Genomic DNA, 24165 nt, shown 5'->3' with positions numbered 1-24165 from the left:
CGATCTGCTTAAGGCCGCCATAGCGGGATCCCATGCCGGCGGCAAGTACAAATAGTGTCGGTTTCATCAGTATATATGTTGTCTGTATAGTCCTAATACCACCTCAAAGATAGCCAAATCTTGTGAAGCACCTCCCCGGAGGTCCCGGAAAAGGGTCGAATCGTACCCGATTAAATAGGGCTCAGAACTAAACCCGATATTAGTGCGTACTAATACCGGGTTTAGACAACACTATTACCGGTAATAGAATCACTCCTGATGGACCGGGGGTTATTAGCGGTCCGTATGAGCCACTTGGGACCTCCTGTGAGTTTGTCCTCACAGTGAGGTCTCTTTGCAAAGGTCTTGGTATATTTGTCCGTAGGCTTATGCCTGCCACAACTCCGACTAATAAACCATTACTTCAATACACCGTAACGATGAGTAGTAACTCTCTAAGCCACAAGATCGCTGATAATATCCGGATCCTTGCTCTCTCCATGGTGGAGAGGGCATCCTCCGGTCACCCCGGAGGAGCCATGGGCGGCGCCGACTTCGCCGCTGTGCTCTTCTCCGAGTATCTCCGGTACGATCCGGAGGACCCGGCGTGGATTGCCAGGGATCGCTTTTTCCTCGACCCCGGTCACCTCTCCTCGATGCTCTACGGCGTGCTGGCGATGCAGGGCTTCTTCACAATGGAGGAACTGATGGCTTTCCGTCAGTGGGGCAGTCCGACGTCGGGTCACCCTGAGCTGGATATCACGAGAGGGATAGAGAATGGCTCCGGACCGCTCGGTCAGGGACATACGATGGCCGTGGGTGCTGCCATTGCGGCGAAGAAGATGGGTGCCCACTTCGATAAGGGACTGATGCAGCAGCGTATCTACGCCTTTATCTCCGACGGCGGTATTCAGGAGGAGATCTCACAGGGAGCCGGTCGTCTGGCGGGTCACCTTGGGCTGGATAACTTGATCATGTTTTACGATGCCAACGAGGTGCAGCTCTCCACCCGTGTAGACGAGGTGGATAGCGAGGACGTGGCGATGAAGTATCGCGCCTGGGGCTGGGAGATATTTGACATCAATGGCAATGACCCGGAGGAGATCCGTCGCGCTCTCGATGGTGCCATAGCGGTCAAGGGCAAGCCCTCGCTCATCATCGGTCACACGCTGATGGCTAAGGGGGCTATCGATAAGGAGGGCGGTCGCTCACTTGAGGATCAAGTGTCGACGCACGGTCAGCCGCTCTCCAAGGCCGGTGCCGACGTTTGTCGCACCGTTGCCGGTCTGGGCGGCGATCCAGACGATCCCTTTATCATCTTCCCCGAGGTACAGGAGTGCTTCGCCAAGCGGCGTGAGACGCTCATCGAGGAGAAGAAGGAGTGGCAGGCGCGCTTCGACAGCTGGCGTAAGGCTAAGCCGGAGGCAGCAGAGGAGCTGGAGCGGTGGCTGGACCCTGAGGTGAAGAGCGTCGACTGGTCTCGGATAGAGCAGGCGCCGGATAAGGCGACCCGCAATGCCTCGGCGACCGTCCTCGGACATCTCGCCGAGCAGGTGCCCAATATGATCGTCTCCAGTGCAGACCTCTCCAACTCTGACAAGACGGACGGTTTCCTCAAGAAAACTACTGCGATCTCGAGGGACAACTACGACGGCCAATTCATCAATATGGGCGTCTCCGAGCTGACGATGGCGGTGGTGAGTATGGGACTGACACTGCATGGCGGGCTGATCGCCGCCTGCGGTACCTTCTTCGTCTTTAGCGACTACATGAAGCCGGCGATCCGCCTCTGCGCGCTGATGGAGCTGCCGGTAAAGTTTGTCTGGACTCACGATGCCTTCCGTGTCGGTGAGGATGGTCCGACGCACCAGCCGATCGAGCAGGAGGCGCAGATCCGCCTGATGGAGAAGCTGCGTAACCACTCCGGGAATAACTCGATGCTGGTCCTCCGTCCTGCCGATGTGGAGGAGACCACCGTGGCGTGGAAAATGGCGATGGAGAATACGAAGAGCCCGACGGCGCTGATCTTCTCCCGTCAGAATATCAAGAACCTCCCCGAGAACGACTACACCAAGAGCCTCCGCGTGGAGCGGGGTGGTTACACCGTGATCGAGTGCGAGGAGCCCGAGGCTGTGCTGATCGCCTCCGGATCTGAGGTGAGTACGCTGGTCGCCGGTGCCGAGCTGCTGAGTGAGCGAGGTATTAGGGTCAATGTCGTCTCCATACCGAGCGAGGGTCTCTTCCGTCGTCAGCCGGAGGACTATCAGGAGAGCGTGCTGCTTCCCGGTGTACCGCGCTACGGCCTGACTGCCGGTCTGCCGGTCACCCTGGAGGGGATGATCTCTCACAGTGAGGGGCGGATCCACGGGATGGAGTCCTTCGGCTTCTCCGCCCCCTACACGGTGCTGGATGAGAAGTTTGGCTACACGGCTGAGACGGTCTGCCGTGAGGTAATGGAGCTGTTGGGAAAGAAGTAAACTATGATAGCAGGAGTACAGAAGATAGGTCTGGCCAGTGACCACGCCGGATATTACATCAAGATAGCGGTGAGGGACTTCCTCGCCAAGTGGGCTCCGGAGGTGGAGCTAATCGACTACGGGACGGACAGTGGTTCAGAGAGCTGCGACTATCCCGACTTTGCTCACAAGCTGGGCGATGCCCTCGACAGGGGCGAGGTGGATATGGGCGTCGGCGTCTGTGGCTCCGGTGAGGGGATCCAGATGGCGCTCAATAAGCACCAGTCTGTCCGTGCGGGACTTGCCTGGATGCCGGAGATCGCATCGCTGATCCGGCAGCATAATAACGCCAATGTCCTGGTGCTTCCCGGTCGCTTCGTGCCGGTGCAGGAGGCGCAGGAGATGGCAGAGATATTCTTCAGCACAGACTTCGAGGGCGGACGCCACGAGCGTCGGGTCCGGAAGATAGCGATAGATTATGGAGAGACTCTATCCTGACTTTGAGCACCGGGATGCGGATTCCCTTGCGACGAAGGTGCGGGAGGACCTGGAGACCTACCGGGAGGAGCTGGAGGAGATCCGCTCCGTACCGATAGAGGCTGCCACCTTTGGCAATACCGTGCTGGCCCTCGAGCAGGCGGGTAGGGCGCTGGATGTGTCGTCGGCTACCTTCTACAACCTCCTCAGCTGCGACGCAGACGATCGTCTCATGGAGCTGTCGGAGGGGCTGACGGAGGAGTTGACCGATGTCGCCAACGAGGTCTCCCTCGATCCTGATATTGCCGCTAAGGTAAAGCAGATCTACGAGGCACCTCAGGATGCACTCTCGCGGATCGATAAGCGACTCCTTCTCCGCACCTACGAGTCCTATCGGGACAATGGGTCGATGCTGCCGGAGAGCAGCCGACAGGAACTGAAGGGGCTGCGGAAGGAGCTCAGCCTGGCGACACTCCGCTTCGGGCAAAACGTCCTGCGGGAGCAGAATGCCTATCGGCTCTCGGTCCTCGACGGAGAGTCCCTCAAGCGACTGCCCTCCTCCGCTCTGGAGCAGGCACGCAAGAGAGCAAAGGAGGAGGGCGTAGAGGGCTGGATCTTTGACCTCAGTATGCCGTCCTATAGTGCACTGATGAGATTCTGCAGCAATCGGGAGACGCGCAAGCAGATCTACCGCGACCGTGGGACGCTCTGCTACGACACCTCGAGGGAGACGAGCAACATCGCCACCATCTACGACATCGTCCGGCTGCGGCACTCCATCGCCAAGCTCCTCGGTCATGAGACCTATGCGGAGCTGGTACTGACTAAGAAGATGGCGAAGACGCCCGAGGCGGTCTACAGTATGCTGGATAAGCTGCGCGATGCCTACCTCGCCAAGGCGCGTGAGGAGGTGGAGACGATAGCCGGTCAGGCGGAGCGTCGAGATCAGATCTCGACGCTGGAGCCGTGGGACTGGAGCTACTATGCGGAGCTCTATCGGGAGAAGGCACTGAAGTATGAGGAGGAGCAGACGAGACCCTACTTCGAGCTGTCGTCCGTTGTGGAGGCGATGTTCGGTCTCGCCGGTAAGCTCTACGGGATCGAGCTGAGACGCAACGGCGAACTGCCGGTGTACCATCCCGACGTGGAGGCGTACAATGTGCTGCGTGAGGGACAGCTGCTGGGGACTCTGCTGCTCGACTACTTCCCTCGTAAGGGGAAGCGGTCCGGTGCCTGGATGACCAATTATGTGGAGGAGTACGAGGGGGTACGCCCGGTGATCAGCCTGGTGACGAACTTTACCCCGCCCAGCGATGAGAAGCCGTCGCTCCTCACCTTCGACGAGACGACGACGCTCTTCCACGAGTTTGGTCACGCCCTCCACGGTCTGCTGACGACGGTGAAGCACGCCTCTCTCAGTGGAACCAATGTGGAGCATGACTTCGTGGAGCTACCGTCGCAGATGAATGAGAACTGGATGCGCCAGCGCGACTTCGTTAAGTCCTTTGCGAAGCACTACCAGACCGGCGAAGTGATCGGTGACGATCTGCTTGATGCGATCGAGAGGAATGCGCTCTTCCTTGACGGCTACGGCTGCATACGTCAGCTCACCTTTGGCTATCTCGATATGAAGTGGCATGCCACCGATCCGGAGACCCTGCCCACTGACATCGAGGAGGTGGAGGCTGAGGCGCAGAAGGGGCTGGAGCTGCTTCCGCATGCGGTCGGGACGGCAATGAGTCCCTCCTTTACCCACATCTTCAGCGGGGGCTACGCCGCCGGATACTACGGGTATAAGTGGAGCGAAATACTGGATGCGGATGCCTTCGAGGAGTTCATCCACAACGGTCTCACCGACCGCGCTACTGCCGATCGCTTCCGGGAGAATATCCTCGAGCGGGGCGACTCGGAGGATCCGGCGGAGCTGTACCGAGCCTTTAAGGGTCGGGATGCAACGGTAGACGCACTGCTCCGCCGATCCCACTTGATCCAGTGACCCCCCCTTCGTCGGATCGGGATAATAGCCTGTTGGAAATGCCCCTGCTCGTCAGGGGCATTTCTTTTATCAGTAATGAGTGGGGTGTGATAAAATGACTACCTTTGCAGTGTCCTCCCGGGCGATGCAAGGGTGCGCCCGATGGGCCGATGTTTCCCGACTAATATAATACAAGTGTCTATGGCTATTCATTATTACTCAGAGAGCGAGGCTGTCCCCCCATTTCTCCGCCGAGAGGTGGGCGCATGGATCACGTCCGTGGCGGAGGGCTATGGAAAGACCATTGGAGAGCTCAATTACCAATTCTGCAACAATGAGCAGATGCTCGAGATGAATAGCAAGTTCCTCGACCATCACTACTACACGGATATCATCACCTTCCCGAGCGGAGACGATGACGAGGTGCTGGTGGCGGACATCCTGATCTCCCTCGATCAGGTCCGGCTCAACGCCGCAGATCTGGGTGTGGCGCCCGGGAGCGAGCTACTCCGGGTGATGATCCACGGAGTACTCCACCTCTGTGGTCAGGATGACGTGACGCCGGAGCTGGAGGCAGAGATGCACCGTGCGGAGGATCGGGCGCTGGCTCAGTTGCCTGAGAGAGTGTGGCGAGCCGTCCCGGCGGCTCAGCCGTGGGTGGAGGGATAAGACCGTACTTAAGCAAAAGGGGACACCTTGAGTCAGGAGCTGAGGTCTGCGTGGCCGGTGTTTGAGACCTATGAGGAGGCGCAGTACGTCGACTCGGCTCCCGCCTACACTGATAGTCTGATAGCCGTGGTGATCGTCCTGGTGGCGGTCGCCGTGCTGCTCTATCACGGTCTGATACGTCCACGGGGACGTGGTCGGGCGATGCTCCTGCTGACAGCTCCCCCACGTGCCATTACTCGCATCGGTGAGATGGTCCCACCGATCGGCTTCTTCATCGCGGGACTTGTGGAGAGTCTCCTCCTGGTGTCTCTGCTGGTGACGCTTCTCCTGCCGGGATCGAGCGGGATCGTCTCTCTATCAGTTGTCGGCTTCTGGCTTAGCGTGGGGAGGGTTGCTCTCTGGGTGGCACTTCTTTTTGCCATCGCCACCCTGGTGCAGGCATGGATGGTCTATACCTTTTGCCATCCCGATCAGATCTCGCTCTGGTGGGTGGACTATCAGATCCTGCTGATCATCGCTGCCAATACGCTGCTCCTGCCGCTGCTCCTGCGACTCTTCACTCCGATGAGTGCATCGGTGCTGATCGCCCTCTTGGGGGGGCTTTATGTGGTCTACCGCATCCTCCTATGTTATAGGGAGATCCGGATCTTCAGTCACCTCAGGCATTATCCCCTGCATATTATTTTGTACCTTTGCGCTTGCGAAATAGGCCCCTTGCTCTATCTGCTCAGGGTTGCCTCACATAGTGTGAATCAGTAGTATATCACAAATGTCCACAAAGACACGTAAAATCCTGGTGCCACAACCGGAGCCGCCGAAGAAGACGTCACCGTACTATCAGCTGGCTGAGGAGTATGATCTGGAACTGGTATTTAAGCCGCTCTTCCACTTCGAAACACTGACGACTCGGCAATTCCGTGACCAGAAGGTAGATATCCTCAAGCACTCGGCGGTGATCCTCACATCGAGGACGATCACTACCCATTTCTTCAAGCTGGTGAGCGATCTGCGCTGTACGCTGCCGGAGGACTTCAAGTACTTCTGTGCCTCTGAGCGCGTGGCCCTCTATCTGCAGAAGTTCATCACCGTACGCAAACGCAAGATCTTCTTCCCGGAGAAGAACGGCTCCTCGTCGGACTTCCAGACCATCATCTGCAAGCACGATAAGGAGAAATTCCTCGTGCCGGAGATAGAGGAACGCAGCTCTGAGGTGGTGGCTATGCTCCAGGATACTAAGGTGAAGGTGGATGTCTGCGATGTCTGTCGGATCGTCTATGCCGATGTGACATCGGAGGAAATCGACTCCTTTGACTTTCTCCTCTTCTTCAGCCCCAACGGTCTCTCTGCCATCAAGGCTGCCTATCCCGACTATCAGCAGGGCCGTCAGATTGTCGGCTGTCTCGGCGAGGGTACGCGGGAGGAACTGGAGCAGGCGGGGCTGCAGGTGCATATCAGTGCACCGACACGCGAGTACCCGAGCATGACCGCTGCTCTGGAGCACTACCTGCAGGAGGAGAAGAAGGCGGCGAAGTGATCCCATGAAGGAGTATGGGCTGACGAAGAGCGAGCGGCTCTATCTGCGGGAGGAGATCCGGCAGCTCTTCGAGAGCCGGAGTCGCTTCGTCTGCTATCCCTACCGAGTCGTCTGGCGTCTGGAGGAGCCGTCGGAGGAGCCGCTCAAGGTCCTTATCTCCGTTCCCAAGCGGCTGATACGCCATGCGGTGGACCGCAATACGATCAAGCGTCGCACCCGCGAGGCGTGGCGGCTGCAGAAGGGCCCGCTCAGGGCGCTCGCAGCAGAGCAGGAGGCGACCCTCCTCGTGGGACTGCTCTATATCGGTGATCATGTCTCTCGCTCAGAGCGACTCTCCTCAGCGGTCTCCAAGTCGATTGCCCGCCTCTGTGAGGAGGTAAAGAGTGCTTCCCCCCTATGAGTCTCAGGTCAATCTTTCACAGCATAGGGGCCTTCGTCGGTAGGTTACTGATCCTGCCGATTCGCTTCTATCAGAAGTATATCAGCCCCCACACGCCTCCCGCCTGTCGCTTCACACCCACCTGCAGCCAGTATGCGATCGAGGCGATCCGGAAGCATGGTCCGATCAAGGGGCTACTCCTGGCTATCTGGCGTCTCTTGCGGTGCAATCCCTGGGGTGGTAGTGGCTACGACCCGGTGCCATGAGGCTGCTTGACTTCCATACCCACCTACATAATATAGAGCGCTACCGCGGTGACTCCACAGTCATCGCGGTTCGCTCGCTTATGCCGGACGAGGAGACTGACGATCGATCAGACCTCTTCACCGTCGGGATCCATCCGATGGATGAGCAGCGTTACGCAGATCCGGAGGGTCTGCTCCTCAGGCGGATCGATGAGCTGGGCGAGCGCTTCCTCGGTATAGGGGAGTGCGGTTGGGATCGTCGCTCCTCGTGGTCGATGGAGGAGCAGACCGCTCTCGTGCGACGTCACATCCTCCTCGTCGATCAGCTTTGCTGTCCCCTCATCCTCCATGTGGTGGGCGGGTGGCACCTCCTCCTGAGGGAGCGGCGCGCTCATCCGGAGGGCGTCTGGGTGGTCCATGGATTTAGGGGCAAACCGGCGCTTCTACGTCAGCTGGAGGAGGCCCATATAGAGGTGAGTCTCCACCCGCAGTATCGCTGGGAGGAAGTGCCGAAGCGACCATTCTTCCTGGAGAGCGACGAGAGCAGTATCCCTCTCACTGAGACCTACAGTCGGGCATCTGGACAGCTCGGCGTCTCCGTCTCTTCGCTTGCCGAGGCGATCCTTCGGCAGCTCCCCCTTCGGCAGTAGGGACCTGGCGGAGTGGGGCGGCGGTGCTCTTTTCAGTACCTTTACTCAATTGATGTACCAGACTACCCCATGAAGATTATTCACACCGCCGACTGGCACGTCGGGCATGAGCTCTATGGGTATGACAGGGAGGAGGAGTTTGACTACTTCTTCTCTCAGCTCTCTGAGCTGCTGCGGGCGGAGCGGCCGGATGCGCTCTTAGTGAGTGGCGATGTCTATGACTCTTACATGCCCTCGACCACAGTTGTCAGGCAGCTGAATAACGCACTCCTACGGCTCCATGACAGCTCTCCGGAGACGGAGATCATCCTCACCTCCGGCAATCACGACAGCGGTCCACGGCTGGAGGCGGCTGCTCCGCCCTGGCTGCCGCATGGAGTCCACCTGATAGGCTCCCTCGGCCCGGATCCGCTTCGCAATCGGATCGAGATAGAGGGGAAAGGGGTGGTGATGGCGATCCCCTTCTGCTACCCCGCTAACTTTCCTCATGCCGACGGCGACCCCCTCGATGGGCGGCAGGAGCGCTTTTTCCAAAGGATCATCGAGCAACTGAGCCGGGAGAGCCTGCCGACGGTACTGATGGCGCACCTTTATGTGTCGGGTGCTGCACTCAATGGCTCCCGTCAGCCCCGCGACATCGTGGGGGGCAGTGATGCGATGGCTCTGGACAACATCACGGGCGGATACGACTACTTGGCGCTGGGGCATATCCACAGGCGACAAAGATTGTCCCCTAGAGCCTACTACTCCGGTTCGCCACTGCCGATTTCCTTTGACGAACCGGCGGAGCATGGTGTGCTGCTGGTGGAGCTGGAGAAGGGGGAAGAGCCAAGGGTCGACTTCCGACAGATGAAGACCCTCCGTCCACTTATCACCTTACCTAAGGAGGCGGCGCCTTTCGAAGAAGCGATCCGAGAGTTGCGCGAGATGGATCCGGAGAGTAATGCCTACGTCCGGCTTCACGTGAAAGTGAAGAGGGATGGGTCCCTTCCCTTCGACCACCTCGAGCAGGCCTCCAAGGCGCTGGAGGGGAAGAGGGGGCGGTACTGCACGGTCAAGATAGAGTCCCCGCAGACAGACAGGGTCGAGACGAAGGCGAGTCGCGCCATCACGCCGGAGGAGCTGGTGGCGATGGATCCGGTGACGATCGTGAGCAAGTACCTGCAGGATCGGGGGCTCGCGGAGGAGGAGCGTGAGGAGCTGCTGGGGCTCTTTAGGTCCATAGATGCCCTATGTGAGGAGGAAGAGATAGAGATATGATACGACTGAAGAAGCTCGAGATACGTAACCTTCTCTCCCTCGAGACGGCGACCATTGACTTCGACGAGGACATAGGAGAGAGCGGACTGGTGCTGATCTGCGGTAAGACCGGAGCCGGCAAGTCTACCATCCTGGACGCGATCTGTCTCGCGCTCTACGGCAGGGCGCCTCGACTGGAGCGGGCAGGGAGCGAGGAGAAGTATGGACCCAATAATGAGTACAAGAATCGGGACGTCGCTCAGCTGATGCGTCGCGGCGCTGTGGACGCCTACTGCAGTCTCACTTTTGTGACCCCTTCCGGTGATGAGTACGAGACCTCGTGGGAGATTCACCGTGCCCGTCGGCAGCATAACGGCGCTATCCAGGGACCCAATAGGACTCTCTCCAAGGTCGGAGGGGACAGGGTCGAAAAGGGGGTGAAAGGGGCGATCGAAGAGGTCGTCGGACTCTCGTATGACGACTTCTGTCAGACCGTTTTACTCGCTCAGGGCGACTTCTCCCGCTTCCTCTACAGCAGCGAGGGGGAGCGCTCGTCCATCCTTGAGCGGCTGACGCGGATGGAGCAGTGCACCGAGTATGGGAAGAAGATCTACCGGATCGCGGATCACTACAAGCAGAAGTACCAGAGACAGAGGTTAGCTATTGATGCCATTCAGACCCTCTCCCCCGATGACGTGCGGAAGACTAAGGCGCAGATCCGGACGCACACGCAGTCGGTCAAGTCCCGGAATGGTGAGATCACTGCGCTGAGCGAACTCAAGACCCGTCTGGCGAAGCTCAGCGACCTGGAGGATGCGCTTGGGAAGTATGCGACCGATCGCACCCGACTGGAAGGCCTCTTTGCCGGATTACTGACTGCTGAGAAGCAGCTGACCGATGAAGCTGAGGCCCGTAAGGAGGAGATGGGTCGACTGGATGAGGAGATTGCCCGCTGCTCCGCTGCGATACCGATGTATGACAGGGAGGAACAGATCGTGCAGTCGCTTACCAAGCTCCGCGGTATTTGGTCGCGGATAGAGGAGATCAAGGGGGAGAAGAAAGCCGATCGGAAGAGCCTCGCAGACCTTCGCCCGAAGCAGAAGGCTAAGCTGCAATCCATAAGAGAACTTGATGCCCAAGTCGCCAAGCTGACCAGGCAAGTGGAGGTGAAGGAGGGGGAGTATGACGGATACCATTCGAAGGAGATCTCTGACCGCATTGAGGTGCTGCGCGATCAAGAGCGGTTCAATGTGCTGCAGCAGAGTGTGCTGGAGAGCAAAGCGAGTCTCGACAAACTGCAGGGCGATCTTGAGAAGCTTGCTGCCGACCTCGAAGTGGCGGAGGAAGTACTCAAGCGAGATGAGGAGCTGAAGAAAAAGGCGGAAGATGCGGCGGGAGATGCCGCCAAGCGGCTGCGCCAGGGACTCTACCCCGGGGACCTCTGCCCTGTCTTGCGGTCAGGAAATACATACTGAGCTGATCGATCGGGAGTTTGAGGAGCTCCTCAAGCCGGTAAAGGAGCGATACGCAGAGTCTAAGAAGAAAAGGGATGACCTAAAGACCCTGCAAGACGAACTGACTGTCGAGAAGAAGACGCAGGCGGAGCTGATCCGAAGGAGTAGGGAGGAGCAGCGGAAGATCACTCGGGAGGGACTTCGCCGAGGAGAGTCACCGGAGGAGGTCATGACCATTCTCACAACCACCCGCTCTGAGATCAGTGACCTTGCTGAGCAGAAGGAGAGAGCAGACGAGCTGCAGGCGGAGATCCGACAGCTCCGTCGGCATCTGGACTGGGAGGGGAAGAAGTCGGCTCAGGAGTCGCAGGAGCTGAAAGAATTGGTTTCCGATGTCTCCGGTGCGAAGCAGAGTCTGGCTACACTTCGGGGGGAGCTGGCGTCCAAGAGGGACACTGCCCGCGACCTTGTAGTGGAGATGGATTCCCTCATCATTTATCCCGACTGGCAGACGTCCCTTCGCACAGATCCCGAGATTCTTCTCACGACCCTTCAGTCAGAGGCGCGCAAGTATCGGACGAAGTGTCAGCAGAGGAGTTCCATAGAGAGCGAATTGGTCTCAGGCAGGGCTGAGTTGGAGCGCATTGCCACTAAGAGGGCGAGCCTTGTCTCCTCTTTTCCTGATGCTCAGCCGGCTGATTATCCCGGCAAACCACTGCTTGAGAAGGTGGTCGAACAATTGACTCAGATAGAGACCGAGCTCCGTACGATCTCTCGGGGAGAGGAGGAGGCAAGGAGTGAGAGGGTCAGACTCACCACAGAGTGTCCCGACCTCCTGCAGACCACCGCTGACGAGCTGGACAAGAGACTCAGCGCTCTCCGAACAGCGCTCGATCGGACAAATACGGAGCTGGGAGGGATGCGGGCGACGCTCGATGGCCATAAGCGGAATAAAATGGAGAAAAGACGTCTCGAAACGGAGGCGGAGGATCTTGCCCGGGAGGCAGCCCGATGGGATAAGCTGCGGGACCTCCTCGGAGACGCGGAGGGGAAGAAGCTGCGGGGTATCGCCCAGAGCTATGTCCTCGGCTATCTGCTGGAGTCGGCCAATGAATTTCTGGTCGACCTCGGTGCCAAGTATCGCCTCAAGATCGCTCCTCAGTCGTCGGCGATCCTTGTCGTGGATCCAGAGACGAGCCTTGCACCGCAGAGCGTGACGATCCTGTCGGGCGGGGAGAGCTTCATGGTGGCATTGAGTCTTTCTCTTGCCCTCTCCCGTCTGCGTGGGGAGAGTGTAGTGGATACCCTCTTCATGGACGAGGGCTTCGGCACGCTGGATCCGCACAGTCTCAGTATGGTGGTGGAGGCTCTGGAGAAGCTGCATGAGCGGATGTCGAGGCGGATCGTCCTCATTAGCCACGTGCAGGCACTAAGGGAGCGCATCTCGACGAGGATCGAGGTGGAGCCGATCGATCGCTCCCGCAGCCGGCTTGCGGTGATCAGGGACGGACAAAAATGGGTGCGGAATAGCCGCGGTCTGAAGGAGTTTGGCCTAAATGCATTACATTTGTAATACCTATTGTATACAGATAAAGAATGATCAGACTATGACTAAGAAATATTACTCTGCCTCAGCTCCCAGACGCACCGTCCTTGTGACCGGTGCCGGAGGAACCATCGGCTCTCGCGTCCTTAGGGGTTTTGTCCGCTTCCGTCCCGATGTGGAGGTGCGCGCCTTTGACCTCGCCACCCCGCAGAATCGTGATCTCTTCGATCAGCTACAGGGTCGCGTGGTGCCTTTTTATGGAGATATCACCAAGCCGGAGACGCTGGTGGAGGCTTGTACGGGGGTGGACTACGTCGTCCACCTCGCGGCGATCATCCCTCCGGCTGCCGATCAGAATCCTGACCTCGCCAATAAGATCAATGTCGAGGGAACTAATAATCTCCTTAAGGTGCTTAAGGCTCACTCGCCTGAGGCTTTCATAGCGATGGCCTCCAGTGTCTCGGTCTACGGGGATCGGGTCAAGGATCCCATGATCCGCGTGACCGACCCCGTGCAGCCCTCCGAGGGCGACCACTACGCCCAGACCAAGCTCGCCATGGAGCAGCTGATCCGGGAGTCGGGGCTGCGGTACACGATCTTCCGTCTCAGTGCCATCATGGGCGCGGAGAATCACACGATGTCCGGGATCATGTTCCATATGCCGCTGGATACGACGCTGGAGATCTGCACCCCGGCGGATACCGCTCGCGCCTTTGTCAATGCGCTGGATCACTTGGACGAACTGGATGGTCGGACCTTTAATCTCGGGGGAGGGAAGGAGTGTACCACCACATACCGGGAGTTCCTGACCCGAAACTTCAAGATCTACGGGCTGGGCGAATTTGATTTTCCGAGTCGGGCTTTTGCGACGAAGAATTTCCACTGTGGCTACTTCGCTGACGGAAAAGATCTGGAGGATATCGTCCACTTCCGCACCGATACGCTGGCAGACTACTACTATCAACTTAGTCGCCATATCCCGAGTATCCAGAAGCTTGCCACTAAGCTTTTTGCCTCGGCGGTTAGGAGCTACCTTCTCCACATCAGTGAGCCTTATGTCGCCTGGAAGACTCAGGACATCACGATGATGCGTCACTTCTTCCGCGATGAGGATCTGACCATGGAGTAAGAAAAAAGGGGACTGCACCAGTCTGGTGCAGTCCCCTTTTCTTTTACCCCAATATCTGGTCAGTGGATCGCTTCGGGAGAAACCTCGGGGAGATCTCTCAGCCCGGCGCGTAGCTCCTCATCGGTGGGCGATCCGCCGGTGAGCGTGTGGCGGATGTACTGCTCGTAAGCGGAGATCTCGAGCTGACCGTGCCCGGAGAGGCAGAAGAGGATCGTCTCAGACTTCCCCTCCCTTTTGCACCGCTCCGCCTCGCGGATCGCTCCGGCGATGGCGTGGCAGCTCTCGGGGGCGGGTATGATCCCCTCCGTCCGGGCGAAGAGCATCCCGGCGCGGAAGCTCTCCAGCTGGTCCACGTCCATCGCCTCAATGTAGCCATCGCGCAGCAGCTGCGAGAATACTGATCCGCCGCCGTGGTAGCGAAGTCCTCCGGCGTGAATGGCGGAGGGGACAAAGCTGTGACCCAGCGTGTACATCGGGATGAGCGGAGTGTAGCCCGCCTCATCGCCGTAGTCGTAGGCGAAGCGTCCTCGGGTGAGCTTGGGGCAGGAGCTTGGCTCCACTGCTACGTAGCGGGTGGTGGCTCCGTCGCGGAGGGTGTGGCGGAGGAAGGGGAAAATCATCCCGCTGAAATTGGATCCTCCGCCGAAGCAGGCGATCACCACATCCGGTTGCTCTCCTGCCAGCTCCATCTGTCGCTCAGCCTCCAGCCCGATGACCGTCTGGTGCAGTCCCACATGATTCATCACCGATCCGAGGAGGTACCTGGTATTGGGCGTGGTGCGTGCCAGCTCTATTGCCTCCGAAATCGCCATGCCAAGGGAGCCGGGGTTGTCGGGGTCTCTCGTCAGCACGTCCTTCCCCGCCCGGGTGCTCATGCTCGGCGAGGGGGTTAGCTGAGCGCCGTAGACCTGCATCATCGTCCGACGGGAAGGCTTCTGCTCGTAGCTCACACGTACTTGGTAGACGGCGCACTCCAGCCCGAAGATCCGACTGGCGAGAGATAGGGCGCTGCCCCACTGTCCCGCCCCCGTCTCGGTGGTGACGTTGGTGATGCCCTGCTCTCTCGCATAGTATGCCTGGGCGAGGGCGCTATTGAGCTTATGCGAACCGCAGGGACTGCCGCCCTCGTCCTTGAAGTAGATGTGCGCCGGCGTGTCCAGTACCCGCTCCAGCTCGTAGGCTCGGACGAGTGGCGTGCTGCGGTACATCTGGTACTTCTCCCTTACTTCATCCGGTATCGCTATCCAGGCATTGGTCTGATCGAGCTCCTGTCTGGCTGACTCCTCGACAAATATTGGGTAGAGGTCCTCGGCGGTGATGGGTCGGAGGCTCTTCTGATCGAGCATAGGCAGTGGCTTTGTGGGCATCTCAGCCTGGATATTGTACCACTCTGTGGGGATCTCATGCTCGGGGATAATGATTTTTTTCTGTTTCATGTCTTGATGGTAATAATAGGAGAGCAGGAGACCTCCCGGCTTGTACCGGAAGGTCTCCTGCTCTTGATCTTTGTATCGGGATTTCTCTCCCGTCCCTATCAGTCTCTTAGATCAGTCCTATAGAGACATCAGCAGTCCTGCTCCGGTATACAGTCGTATATCGGCGCCACCACCAGCAATTGAGCGTGCTGCTCTGAGATCTGTAGGTGTGGACTGACATAGTAGGGTATGGATTACCGAAGCTTGAATGTCACAGGGAGGTTGAAGCGGCAGCGAACCGGCTTACCGGTCTGCATACCTGGCTTCCACTTCGGCATGGACTCCACGAGACGGATGGCCTCCTTATCGAGTGAGGGATCCACACCGCGGGCTACCTTGACATTGGACACAGATCCATCGCGCTCTACGACGAAGCTGACCATGACACGTCCCTGGATGTTATTCTCTGCCGCTACGGCAGGATACTTTACGTGGTCGCTGAGCCACTTCAGCATAGCGGTCTGTCCGCCGGGGAACTCAGGCATCTCCTCGAGGAACTCGAAGATCTGCTCCTCCTCTACCTTCTCCTGCTTACGACCCTGCTGTGCCGGTGCCGGTGGAGTAAAGGTCTGCTGCAGCTTATCAAAGGAGTCGTCCACGGAGGCGATCTCCACATCAGCAACCTCGACGTCATCCTCGACGACCTGGAGGATCTCCACATTCACCGGAGCTTCCTCGGGCTCGGGGGGTGGGGGAGGGGTCTCGTCGGGTGGCGTGATCATAATGTCCTCGACTTCCTCGATGACTGCGTCAGTCTCCACGTCGTCCACCTTGACATCGTGTGTACCCCACTCAAAGGCTACAAACACGAGACCCAGGGAGACGAGCAGTCCCATCAAGAAGTACGTGCCCTTGTTTTTCTCAAGGTCAGCACGCTTAGTCTTCTTGACCTGACGGTCCTCGACGTTCATGTTATTGCTCATACTACTTGTAAGTTATAGAGTTTTTGTTGGTTTCGTCATACTCCTCCGTAGCCGCAACCACGGACTTGTCCACAAATGTACTCTTTTTATTGAGAAAACAAAGCACATTCGGGTGAGAAAAGCTCTTTTTACCTCCTATTGCCACTATATATCGAAATGTAGTAAAGGAGAGTGGCGAGCGAACCTACCGCCGCTATGACGTAGGTGTAGGCGGCGCTACGCAGCGCACTGACGGCGTACTTGTGGTCCTCCGGACCTGTGACGCCGCTCCGCTCCAGCCAGCCGAGAGCCCTACGGCTCGCATCGATCTCCACCGGCAGGGTGACGAAGCTGAAGAGCGTCGTCGCCGCAAAGAGGATGATCCCGAAGAGCAGCAGTTCAGGGAAGACCCGCACCAGCAGCAGCCCGGCGAGCAGCACGATGCTGAGGATATTGGAGGAGAAGGTGACCACAGGCACCAGAGCCGTCCGCACCCGGAGCATACTGTATCCCACGTGGTGCTGCAGGGCATGTCCGGTCTCGTGAGCCGCTACGGCAGCGGCGGCGACGCTCCTCGAGGAGTATACCCCCTCGCTGAGGTTGATCGTCCGGTCGCCAGGGTTGTAGAAGTCCGTCAGCATCCCTCGTGTCGGGCGCACCTCCACATCGGTGATGCCGCTCTCGCGGAGCATCTTCTCAGCCACCTCCTTGCCGGTGAGTCCGTCGTGGAGGGGGATCTTGCTGTACTTGCGAAACTTGGATGTCAGGCTCTTCTGGATGATCATCCCGACGATCATCACCACGAAGAGGAGGATCCAGAGGAGTGTGCTTGTGGAGTCGGTCATGGTCGATCAGATCTCTCTCAGGATGATGGTCTGCTTGCGGTCCGGCCCGACGGAGACGATGGAGATCGGCGCTCCCAGCTCTTCCTCGATGAAGTGCATAAAGGAGGTGAAAGCCTCCGGCAGATCCTCAGCTCGGGTGATGCCGGTGAGGTCGCACTTCCAGCCGGGCAGGGTAGTGTAGATCGGCTCGATCTCGGCATTGATGTCGAAGGGGTACTCCGTCGTCTCCTTCCCATTGACCCGGTACTTTGTGCAGACCTTGATCTCGTCGAAGCCTCCCAGGACGTCGCCCTTGGTCATGATCAGATCGGTGACGCCGCTGAGCATAGTGGTGTACTTGAGCGTCACGAGGTCGATCCAGCCGCAGCGGCGCTTCCGCCCGGTGACTGCTCCGTACTCGTGTCCCACGCGACTCATCTCGTCCCCTGTCTCATCGAAGAGCTCTGTCGGGAAGGGACCCTCGCCGACGCGGGTGCAGTAGGCCTTGAAGATCCCGAATACCCGACCGATCCGGGACGGAGCCACGCCGAAGCCGGCACAGCAGCCCGAGGCGATCGTGGTGGAGGAGGTGACGAAGGGGTAGGAGCCGTAGTCGATGTCCAACAGACTGCCCTGCGCCCCCTCGGCGAGCACATGCTTGCCCTCTCGGAGGGCATCATTGACAAAGTACTCGCAATTGATCAGCTTATAGGCTCTAAGCTTCTCGATCGCGTCGAAGAACTCTCTCTCCAGCTCCGCAAAGGAGGCCTCCTCGAGAGGATCGTGACCCAGCAGGTTGCACAGCATGCGACGATGACGCTCTCGGTGAGCCTCATACTTGGCACGGAAGTCAGGGGTCTCGATGTCGCCGACGCGGAGACCGTTGCGGCTGATCTTATCGGTGTAGGTCGGTCCGATGCCCTTTCCGGTGGTGCCGATCTTAGTACTCCCCTTGGCCTGCTCATTAGCGGCATCGAGGAGACGATGGGTCGGCAGTATGAGGTGGGTCTTGCGGGCGATGCGCAGCCTCTCGTGGAGCACCACACCGGCATCCTCCAGCTCCTCTGCCTCCTTGGCGAAGAGGATCGGGTCGAGCACCACGCCGTTACCGATGATATTGACCGACCCGCTCTGGAAGACTCCCGATGGCACCGATCTCAGGACGTGGGTCTTGCCCTCGATCTCAAGCGTGTGACCGGCATTGGGGCCACCCTGGAAGCGACCGACGATATCGTAGTGGGGGGTCAGCACGTCGACCACCTTTCCCTTTCCCTCATCGCCCCACTGCAGTCCCAGCAGGACATCTACCTTATTATCCATAGCTCAGTATCTATTATCTATCTTACTATATCTGTGAGTACAAATATAGCAATTTCGCCACTCATTCATCTGCAAGGGAGTCCGAGAGAGCGAAAAGCTATCTCTCGGACTCCTCGCTATCTCTTGTCGGTGCCGATAGACCTACTTCGCTATCACTTCCACCCTCTCATCCTTGTAGTCCAGTCTCAGCGTGATGAGGAGAGGACCCCTCTCCGGACGCTTTATGGTCTTGTCGCCGATCCGGATGTTCTGCAGCACGTAGACGCTATCCATAATGTATCCCTCCCGTCCGTGAGCGAAGGTCATGGTACACTCGAGGGGAATGCTCTGAGTCTTGTAGGCAATCTTGATCCGTGACTTGACGGTCCCCTTTCTTTTCCCCCTCAGCACGGACGAGGGAACGGGTGCCATAAAATTGATGTAGCAGTCAATTCCCTTGGTGACAAAGGAGTAGGGGATCCGGCTGCCGCCTCTCTCGGTATCGAAGATCATCAGATCTCTGACCAGCGCATCGTTCATGACCTGCTTCCCCATCCAGTCCTCCAGCCGGATCGCCACATGTGTCATCTTGACCCCGTGTGGCTCAGACATATTGATAGGGTAGCCGGTCTCGTCCTTGCAGGAGAGCAGTGAGGAGAGGATGATCAGTCCGAGGGACAGTCTGAGGATAAAGTTTCTCTTCATAGGATAGTTAAGTGGTTGTTGGTACCCGGGAGTATCTGGTCGGACAAAGTTAGGCAATAATCCCGTCTCCGATCGGAGATTACTAATACCGGTATCAGAGAAAACTATAGTCGGTATTAGTCGACACTAATACCGGGTTTAGATCAGCCTAATACCGGTAATAGATCCAGCAGTTCTCCTCCCACAGACAGCCAGGCTCTTGCAGTACGCTCAGCGAACGGTGAAGCTGATGCGCCAGGTCGCCATGATGCCGAAGCCCTGGAGCCGCATCGCTGTGTAGTCGTTGGTCCGCTCGTTGTAGGTCATGGCCATGACGTTGCGGTAGTTGGTGACATTCTGTAGGTCGAGACCAAACTCCTCCGTGATCCGTCTCCCCGGGTGGCGGAAGCCCAGCTTAATATCGGTCCGGAAGTAGGGCTTCATCCGGAGGGTGTTACTCTGCTCAGCATCGAGGACGGGGCGCTTCTCGGCGGCAGACTGCTCCCTCAGGAGTGGCGTGTAGCGCATACCTCCGGCGAAGGTACTCTTGAGGTCCGCCGTGAGGGTCCATGACTTGCTGATGGCGTACTCGCCGCCGCCGGTGAGATTGAGGATATATCCGCCGTCCATCGCCGTGTGCCACCGCTTGGAGGATGCACCGGTGGTGTAGGTGGAGCTGAAGAGGGTCGCATTGGTGAGGAGGTAGTAATTCTTAGAGATAAATTTCTCCAGAGTCAGCTCCACTCCGACGTTTCGTCCGGTCCCGCGATTGACAAGATTCGGAAGGGGGACGATACTGTTGTCGTCCGTGACACCGACATTGAGCATACTCCAAGCGGAGGTGAGGTCCTGCTCCACAGGGATGTCGAAGAGGTGCTGGTAGTAGCCCTCCACCTTGAGGTGCCAGTCGGTGGCAAAGGCCCAGTCGTAGTAGGCGTCCGCATGCCAAGCACGTGACGGCTTGAGGTCCCTATTAGTCTCCTCACCCGACCCGGGGATGCGGGCAAAGTAGAAGGTCCTCGGCTGGAGCTGGCTGTAGAGCCCTCCCGCCAAGCCGAGGATATGGGATGGTGCCGGCTCATACATAAGTCCCAAGCGTGGCTCGAGAGTCTTATGTGTATTGAGTGTCGTCATCATGCCGTGGAGTCCGGCGGTGAGAGCCCAGCGCTGAGACGGCTTGTATCGATACTGACCATAGAGACGTCCCACACCAAATCGCCCCTTCTCGCTTACCGTGCCCGCATCCGTTGCTATCGGTATGTCGGCGTGGTAGTCCACCTGATAGATATCGCCTGTCGCCCCAGCCACCACGAGGGAGGAGAGATCGGGGTGCCAGGTGAGATCAGTGTGGAGAGAGTACTTGATCTCCTTGGAGGTGTCCTTCATCACCCGCTCGTAGTTGTCCGTCAGTTCACCATTCTCCTTGAGTTGCTTCCTGACATTGAGGTCAAGGGTCGTACGGACGAGGGAGAGGGTAGTGCGCTGCTGCACCTGCTTGCTCCACCTGGCATTGTGGGTGAGGCCGATGATGAGGTTACTGCTACCCTCGTCGACGAGCTGATTGTAGCTGTCGAGCGCCCCCTCGTCCTCGATGTCGATCATAGCGTCTTTCTCTGACACCATTTTCTCTGTGTCGATCTTGATGAAGCTCTTCCCCCAGAGCGTCATAAGGGAGAGACTGTGCCGCTCGTCGGCATGGAGGGTGACCTTGGCCGTCAGGTCCTGATACTCCGGTACGGCGGGGAGCTTCATCAGCTTCAGTCCGCTCATGATCCGCGGGACGGAGTAGCGGTAGGAGATGAGATAATTGGACTCGCTCCCCACCGGGACCGGTCCCTCGAGTCCCAGCTCAAGGCCGCCGTAGCCGGTCTGCAGCCACCCCTCGTGGTGCGCGGTGTTGCCGGGGCGCATCGTCAGGTCAAAGATGCCGGAGAGGGCGTTGCCGAAGGGGGCAGGCCAGGCGCTGAGGTGGAAGTCTGAGTTGGTCAGCAGGTTAGTATTGATCATAGAGACCTGTCCGCCGGTGAGACCGATGCCGGCATTGAAGTGATTGAGATTGGGCACCTCGATGCCATCGAGGACCCACTGCAGACCTATGGGGCTATTGCCACGGATGATGATGTCGTTGCGGCTGTCGTTTGCGGGCATGACACCGGCAAAGCTCCGGACCATACGTGCCGGGTCACCGAGTGAGGAGGCAAAGCGGTAGGTCTCGTCGGTGCTGAAACTCCGCCCTCCGGCAAAGCTTAGCGGGTCGAGCGTCTTGCTCTTATCATAAGGGGCAGAGACGAGTACCTCGCCGAGGACGACATCAAGGGGCTCCAGCTCTACATCAAGGACCGTCTCCTTGGTCGGCAGCACTGTGACCGACAGCTCGCGGCTCAGGAAGCCGATGCTCCGCACCTCGATCGTCTGGCGCCCGATGGGTGTACGGAGCTCAAAGGTCCCGTCCTCTCCCATCGTGGTGTAGACCAGGGGATCGGTTCCCCGGACGAGGATCGTGGCGGCGGTGATGGGTGCATTGGGATTGGCGCTCGTGATCCTTCCCCTGACGGTCCCCTGTGCAGAGGCTGCCAGAGTCGTGAGTATGAGAGAGCACAGGAGAGCTATTCCTCTCCGACTGAGTGAAGACATAGTGAAGTGCGTGTAGGTTATGCTCTGCGAAGTTCGGAGATAGTTATTACAAGTCGGTTACTTCCTGGTGACACTTCCTTGTCGGACGAGAGTATAGGACCTTATTTTGTACCTTTGGGGCTGATTATGAGTAAGTATATGAGCAAAACTCTCTACAGGCTGCTGCTCGCCTGCCTGGTGGTGATATCGGTGGGCGCTGAGCTGGATGCTCAAGTGCCTGAGACCTCCTGCCGACCGCTGTGGGGCTGGCTGAAGAGCAAGCGGCAGAAGGCTAAGGAGGATGCTGAGAATCAGCCTCAAGTGACGAAGAGCAAGGAGGAGCAGGCGTACGATGACCTGGTGAGCGAAGCGAAGATCGACTCGGGTCTCGTCGTTGCGATACAGAAGGAGGGAGACCTCTACTTTGAGGTGCCGGACAGTCTGCTCGGCAGGCCGCTGCTCTTTACCAGCCGGATTTCGCGTACCTCAGACCCTGCCTCGGCAGTGGCGGGTCAGATGATGATCACCCCCTTCATCGCCCGCCTGGAGGCGAGAGGTAAGGATAAGGTGCTGCTTAAGATGGTGCCGACTCATGGCTATGTCGATGAGGAGGATCCGATCAAGGCTTCCTTTGACCGAAACTTCGTCCCGCCGATCGCGCGGACTTTTGATGTGAAGGCGCGGACTGGGCAGAGTCGGGTGATCGATGTCACGTCTCTCTTCCTCGACGGGGATCCCCTCTTTGAGAGCAACGATCCCTTTACTCTCCCTAAGGGTGGCCCCGTCAGTGGCGGGTCTTACATTGTAGGGGCGCGGTCCTTTGAGCGCAATGTGGAGGTGAAGAGTGTTGCTGCCTATGCAAGTGACAGCCACTTCACTACGCTGGAGATCCATCGGTCGATGGTGCTGCTGCCGGATCGCCCGATGCGGTCTCGTCGCGCCGACAGCCGGGTCGGCTACTTCTCCTCTGCGAGGAGCCACTACTCGTCCGATAAGGACCGGATCGAGCAGTATGAGATCATTCATCGGTGGCGGCTGGAGCCGACCGATAGTGCCGCTTACGTGCGGGGCGAAGTGGTGGATCCGGTGGAGCCGATCACCTTCTACGTCGACTCCGCCTTCCCGCCCAAGTGGCGTCAGGCGGTCCTCGATGGTATCTGTGACTGGGAGCAGGCCTTCAGGGCGGCGGGCTTCAGCAATGCCATTCGTGCCAGGATGTATCCTACTAAGGAGGAGATGCCGGACTTCGACCCCGATGACCTGCGCTTCTCTTGCGTCAAGTATGCCACCTCCCAGATCGCCAATGCGATGGGTCCCTCGTATGTCGATCCTCGGAGCGGAGAGATCCTCTGTGCGGATGTGATCTGGTATCACAACGTCACCTCACTCCTCTACTACTGGCGCCTGGTGCAGACCGGCGCGGTGGATCCCCGGGTGCGGGCGGATAAACTGCCGGATGACCTCATGTGTGAAGCTATGCGGTATGTGGCGGCGCACGAGGTAGGGCATACTCTCGGGCTGGAGCACAATATGGGTGCCTCCTCGGCCTACACCGTGGCGCAGCTGAGGGATCCCGCCTTTACCCAGAAGTACGGCACAACGCCGTCGATCATGGACTATGCGCGCTTCAATTATGTCGCTCAGACGGGTGACCCGGAGCGTGGGGTGCGGCTGGTGCCACCCCTCCTTGGCCCCTACGACATCCATGCGATCGAGTGGGGGTATCGTTGTTATCCGGTCGAGCAGGAGGCGGGTGCCCTCCGAGCGCTGATCGAGCGTCACTCGGGCGATAGGCGGTACACCTACGGGCCACAGCAGATCGTGACGGTGGATCCCACCGCTCAGACGGAGGATCTCTCCGATGACCTTGTGGCGGCAAATACGCTCGGGGTGAAGAATCTGAAGTACATCGCCGGGCACTTCGAGGCTTGGCTGGCAAAGCCCGGTGAGCCGTCCGATGACCTGCGCGAGGTCTATGATGCGATCATCGAGCAGATGCTCCGGTACGTCCGCCATGTCACTCCGATCGTGGGGGGACGTGTCTACCACGACGAGCGGCAGGGAGATGGTCGGATGCCGCTTACCTACATTCCTAAGTCTCGGCAGCAGGAGGCGCTGAGGTGGACCTTTGCCCAACTGCGGGGTCTGGATGAGTGGCTCTTTACCCCCTATCTGGCACAGCGCTTTGACCGGTCGGACAGCTATGATGCGTACAAGGAGGCGCCCTATTTCCTCTCACTTGTCCTCAATGACTTGACGGCGGGATACCGGCTGCGGGGGATTATCGACGGGAGTGAGGCTCCCCGCGGAGGCTCCGGCTATACGGTGGAGCAGTACCTCAGTGACTATGTGGATGAGCTACTGCGGGAGGGCGCCGGCGGGAGCGCGCTGAGCCGGTCAGAGCAGTGCCTGCAGCGGACGGCGATCGAGATGCTAATGGGGTATGCGGAGGAGTCGGGGCAATTTGCCGGCAGGCGAAGTCTCGTCGAGGCACAAGCGTGGGCGAACTCTCTGCCCGGGGCGAACGATCTGTGTGGCGAGGTGGCAGCAGCGCGACTTAATATGCTTACCCCAAGCGTCAAGAGTGAGGAGATAGCGCCCTACATTCGTGTCGCTCTCAGTAAGATCCAACGCGC

General features: G+C 58.6%; 20 protein-coding genes. 14 read left to right on the top strand and 6 right to left on the bottom strand.

The window, feature by feature from the left end; translation table 11 throughout:
* Window positions 1-419: 419 nt before the first annotated feature.
* The 13 genes from Q0F21_RS00765 (at window position 420) to Q0F21_RS00705 (ending at window position 13732) form a co-directional block, all read left to right on the top strand.
* Window positions 420-2456, top strand: a complete 2037-nt coding sequence (locus Q0F21_RS00765; RefSeq protein ID WP_297236444.1) for a transketolase — start codon at window positions 420-422, stop codon at window positions 2454-2456.
* A 3-nt stretch (window positions 2457-2459) separates the two neighbouring features.
* The gene (locus tag Q0F21_RS00760; RefSeq protein WP_297236442.1) at window positions 2460-2933 is read left to right on the top strand and encodes an RpiB/LacA/LacB family sugar-phosphate isomerase; all 474 of its coding nucleotides are present in this window, start codon (window positions 2460-2462) and stop codon (window positions 2931-2933) included.
* Window positions 2914-4908 carry a M3 family metallopeptidase gene (locus Q0F21_RS00755; RefSeq protein ID WP_297236440.1) on the top strand — a complete coding sequence of 665 codons (1995 nt, stop codon included), beginning with the start codon at window positions 2914-2916 and terminating at the stop codon, window positions 4906-4908. Before Q0F21_RS00760 ends, Q0F21_RS00755 begins: the two co-directional genes overlap by 20 nt.
* Window positions 4909-5088: 180 nt before the next feature.
* Window positions 5089-5556 carry an rRNA maturation RNase YbeY gene (gene ybeY / locus Q0F21_RS00750; protein ID WP_297236438.1) on the top strand — a complete coding sequence of 156 codons (468 nt, stop codon included), beginning with the start codon at window positions 5089-5091 and terminating at the stop codon, window positions 5554-5556.
* 57 nt (window positions 5557-5613) lie between these two features.
* Window positions 5614-6315: a DUF4271 domain-containing protein gene (locus tag Q0F21_RS00745; RefSeq protein WP_297236436.1), complete on the top strand. Its 702-nt coding sequence runs from the start codon at window positions 5614-5616 to the stop codon at window positions 6313-6315.
* A 10-nt stretch (window positions 6316-6325) separates the two neighbouring features.
* A complete protein-coding gene (locus Q0F21_RS00740; RefSeq protein WP_297236434.1) occupies window positions 6326-7090 on the top strand; it encodes a uroporphyrinogen-III synthase in 765 nt (254 codons plus the stop codon).
* A 4-nt stretch (window positions 7091-7094) separates the two neighbouring features.
* Window positions 7095-7490 (top strand): ribonuclease P protein component, encoded by a 396-nt coding sequence (locus tag Q0F21_RS00735; RefSeq protein ID WP_288965193.1) that lies wholly within the window; start codon window positions 7095-7097, stop codon window positions 7488-7490.
* Entirely contained in the window at window positions 7487-7735 is a 249-nt protein-coding gene (gene yidD / locus Q0F21_RS00730; RefSeq protein ID WP_297236432.1) for a membrane protein insertion efficiency factor YidD, read from the top strand. The genes Q0F21_RS00735 and yidD overlap by 4 nt, the downstream gene beginning before the upstream one ends.
* On the top strand, window positions 7732-8364 hold the full coding sequence (locus Q0F21_RS00725) for a TatD family hydrolase (protein ID WP_297236430.1): 633 nt from the start codon (window positions 7732-7734) through the stop codon (window positions 8362-8364). The genes yidD and Q0F21_RS00725 overlap by 4 nt, the downstream gene beginning before the upstream one ends.
* Before the next feature lie 69 nt (window positions 8365-8433).
* Window positions 8434-9624 carry an exonuclease subunit SbcD gene (gene sbcD, locus Q0F21_RS00720; RefSeq protein WP_297236428.1) on the top strand — a complete coding sequence of 397 codons (1191 nt, stop codon included), beginning with the start codon at window positions 8434-8436 and terminating at the stop codon, window positions 9622-9624.
* Window positions 9621-11078, top strand: coding sequence for an SMC family ATPase (locus Q0F21_RS00715; RefSeq protein WP_297236426.1), 1458 nt, complete (start codon window positions 9621-9623; stop codon window positions 11076-11078). The genes sbcD and Q0F21_RS00715 overlap by 4 nt, the downstream gene beginning before the upstream one ends.
* Window positions 11002-12630, top strand: a complete 1629-nt coding sequence (locus Q0F21_RS00710; protein ID WP_297236424.1) for an SMC family ATPase — start codon at window positions 11002-11004, stop codon at window positions 12628-12630. Before Q0F21_RS00715 ends, Q0F21_RS00710 begins: the two co-directional genes overlap by 77 nt.
* A 34-nt stretch (window positions 12631-12664) precedes the next feature.
* Window positions 12665-13732, top strand: coding sequence for an NAD(P)-dependent oxidoreductase (locus Q0F21_RS00705; RefSeq protein WP_297236422.1), 1068 nt, complete (start codon window positions 12665-12667; stop codon window positions 13730-13732).
* A 59-nt stretch (window positions 13733-13791) separates the two neighbouring features.
* On the opposite strand, the gene Q0F21_RS00700 is transcribed toward Q0F21_RS00705, so the two are convergent.
* From Q0F21_RS00700 to Q0F21_RS00675, 6 genes are all read right to left on the bottom strand, one after another.
* The gene (locus Q0F21_RS00700) at window positions 13792-15168 is read right to left on the bottom strand and encodes a TrpB-like pyridoxal phosphate-dependent enzyme (protein WP_297236421.1); all 1377 of its coding nucleotides are present in this window, start codon (window positions 15166-15168) and stop codon (window positions 13792-13794) included.
* Window positions 15169-15401: 233 nt separating this feature from the next.
* Window positions 15402-16130, bottom strand: a complete 729-nt coding sequence (locus Q0F21_RS00695) for an energy transducer TonB (protein WP_297236420.1) — start codon at window positions 16128-16130, stop codon at window positions 15402-15404.
* A gap of 128 nt (window positions 16131-16258) precedes the next feature.
* Complete coding sequence (locus Q0F21_RS00690; protein ID WP_297236419.1) at window positions 16259-16954, bottom strand: zinc metallopeptidase; 696 nt, start codon at window positions 16952-16954, stop codon at window positions 16259-16261.
* Window positions 16955-16960: 6 nt separating this feature from the next.
* Window positions 16961-18253 carry an adenylosuccinate synthase gene (locus tag Q0F21_RS00685; protein ID WP_297236418.1) on the bottom strand — a complete coding sequence of 431 codons (1293 nt, stop codon included), beginning with the start codon at window positions 18251-18253 and terminating at the stop codon, window positions 16961-16963.
* Between the two features lie 141 nt (window positions 18254-18394).
* Window positions 18395-18937, bottom strand: a complete 543-nt coding sequence (locus Q0F21_RS00680) for a hypothetical protein (RefSeq protein WP_297236417.1) — start codon at window positions 18935-18937, stop codon at window positions 18395-18397.
* Between the two features lie 210 nt (window positions 18938-19147).
* The gene (locus Q0F21_RS00675; protein ID WP_297236416.1) at window positions 19148-21550 is read right to left on the bottom strand and encodes a TonB-dependent receptor; all 2403 of its coding nucleotides are present in this window, start codon (window positions 21548-21550) and stop codon (window positions 19148-19150) included.
* Between the two features lie 138 nt (window positions 21551-21688).
* On the opposite strand from Q0F21_RS00675, the gene Q0F21_RS00670 reads away from it, so the two are divergent.
* The coding region (locus tag Q0F21_RS00670) for a zinc-dependent metalloprotease (RefSeq protein ID WP_297236415.1) at window positions 21689-24165 on the top strand (2477 nt) is incomplete at its 3' end.

Source organism: uncultured Porphyromonas sp., assembly GCF_934359325.1.
Classification (GTDB): Bacteria; Bacteroidota; Bacteroidia; order Bacteroidales; family Porphyromonadaceae; genus Porphyromonas_A.
The sequence above is the reverse complement of the archived record's forward strand: the minus strand, read 5'-3'. Positions and strand labels throughout refer to the sequence as shown.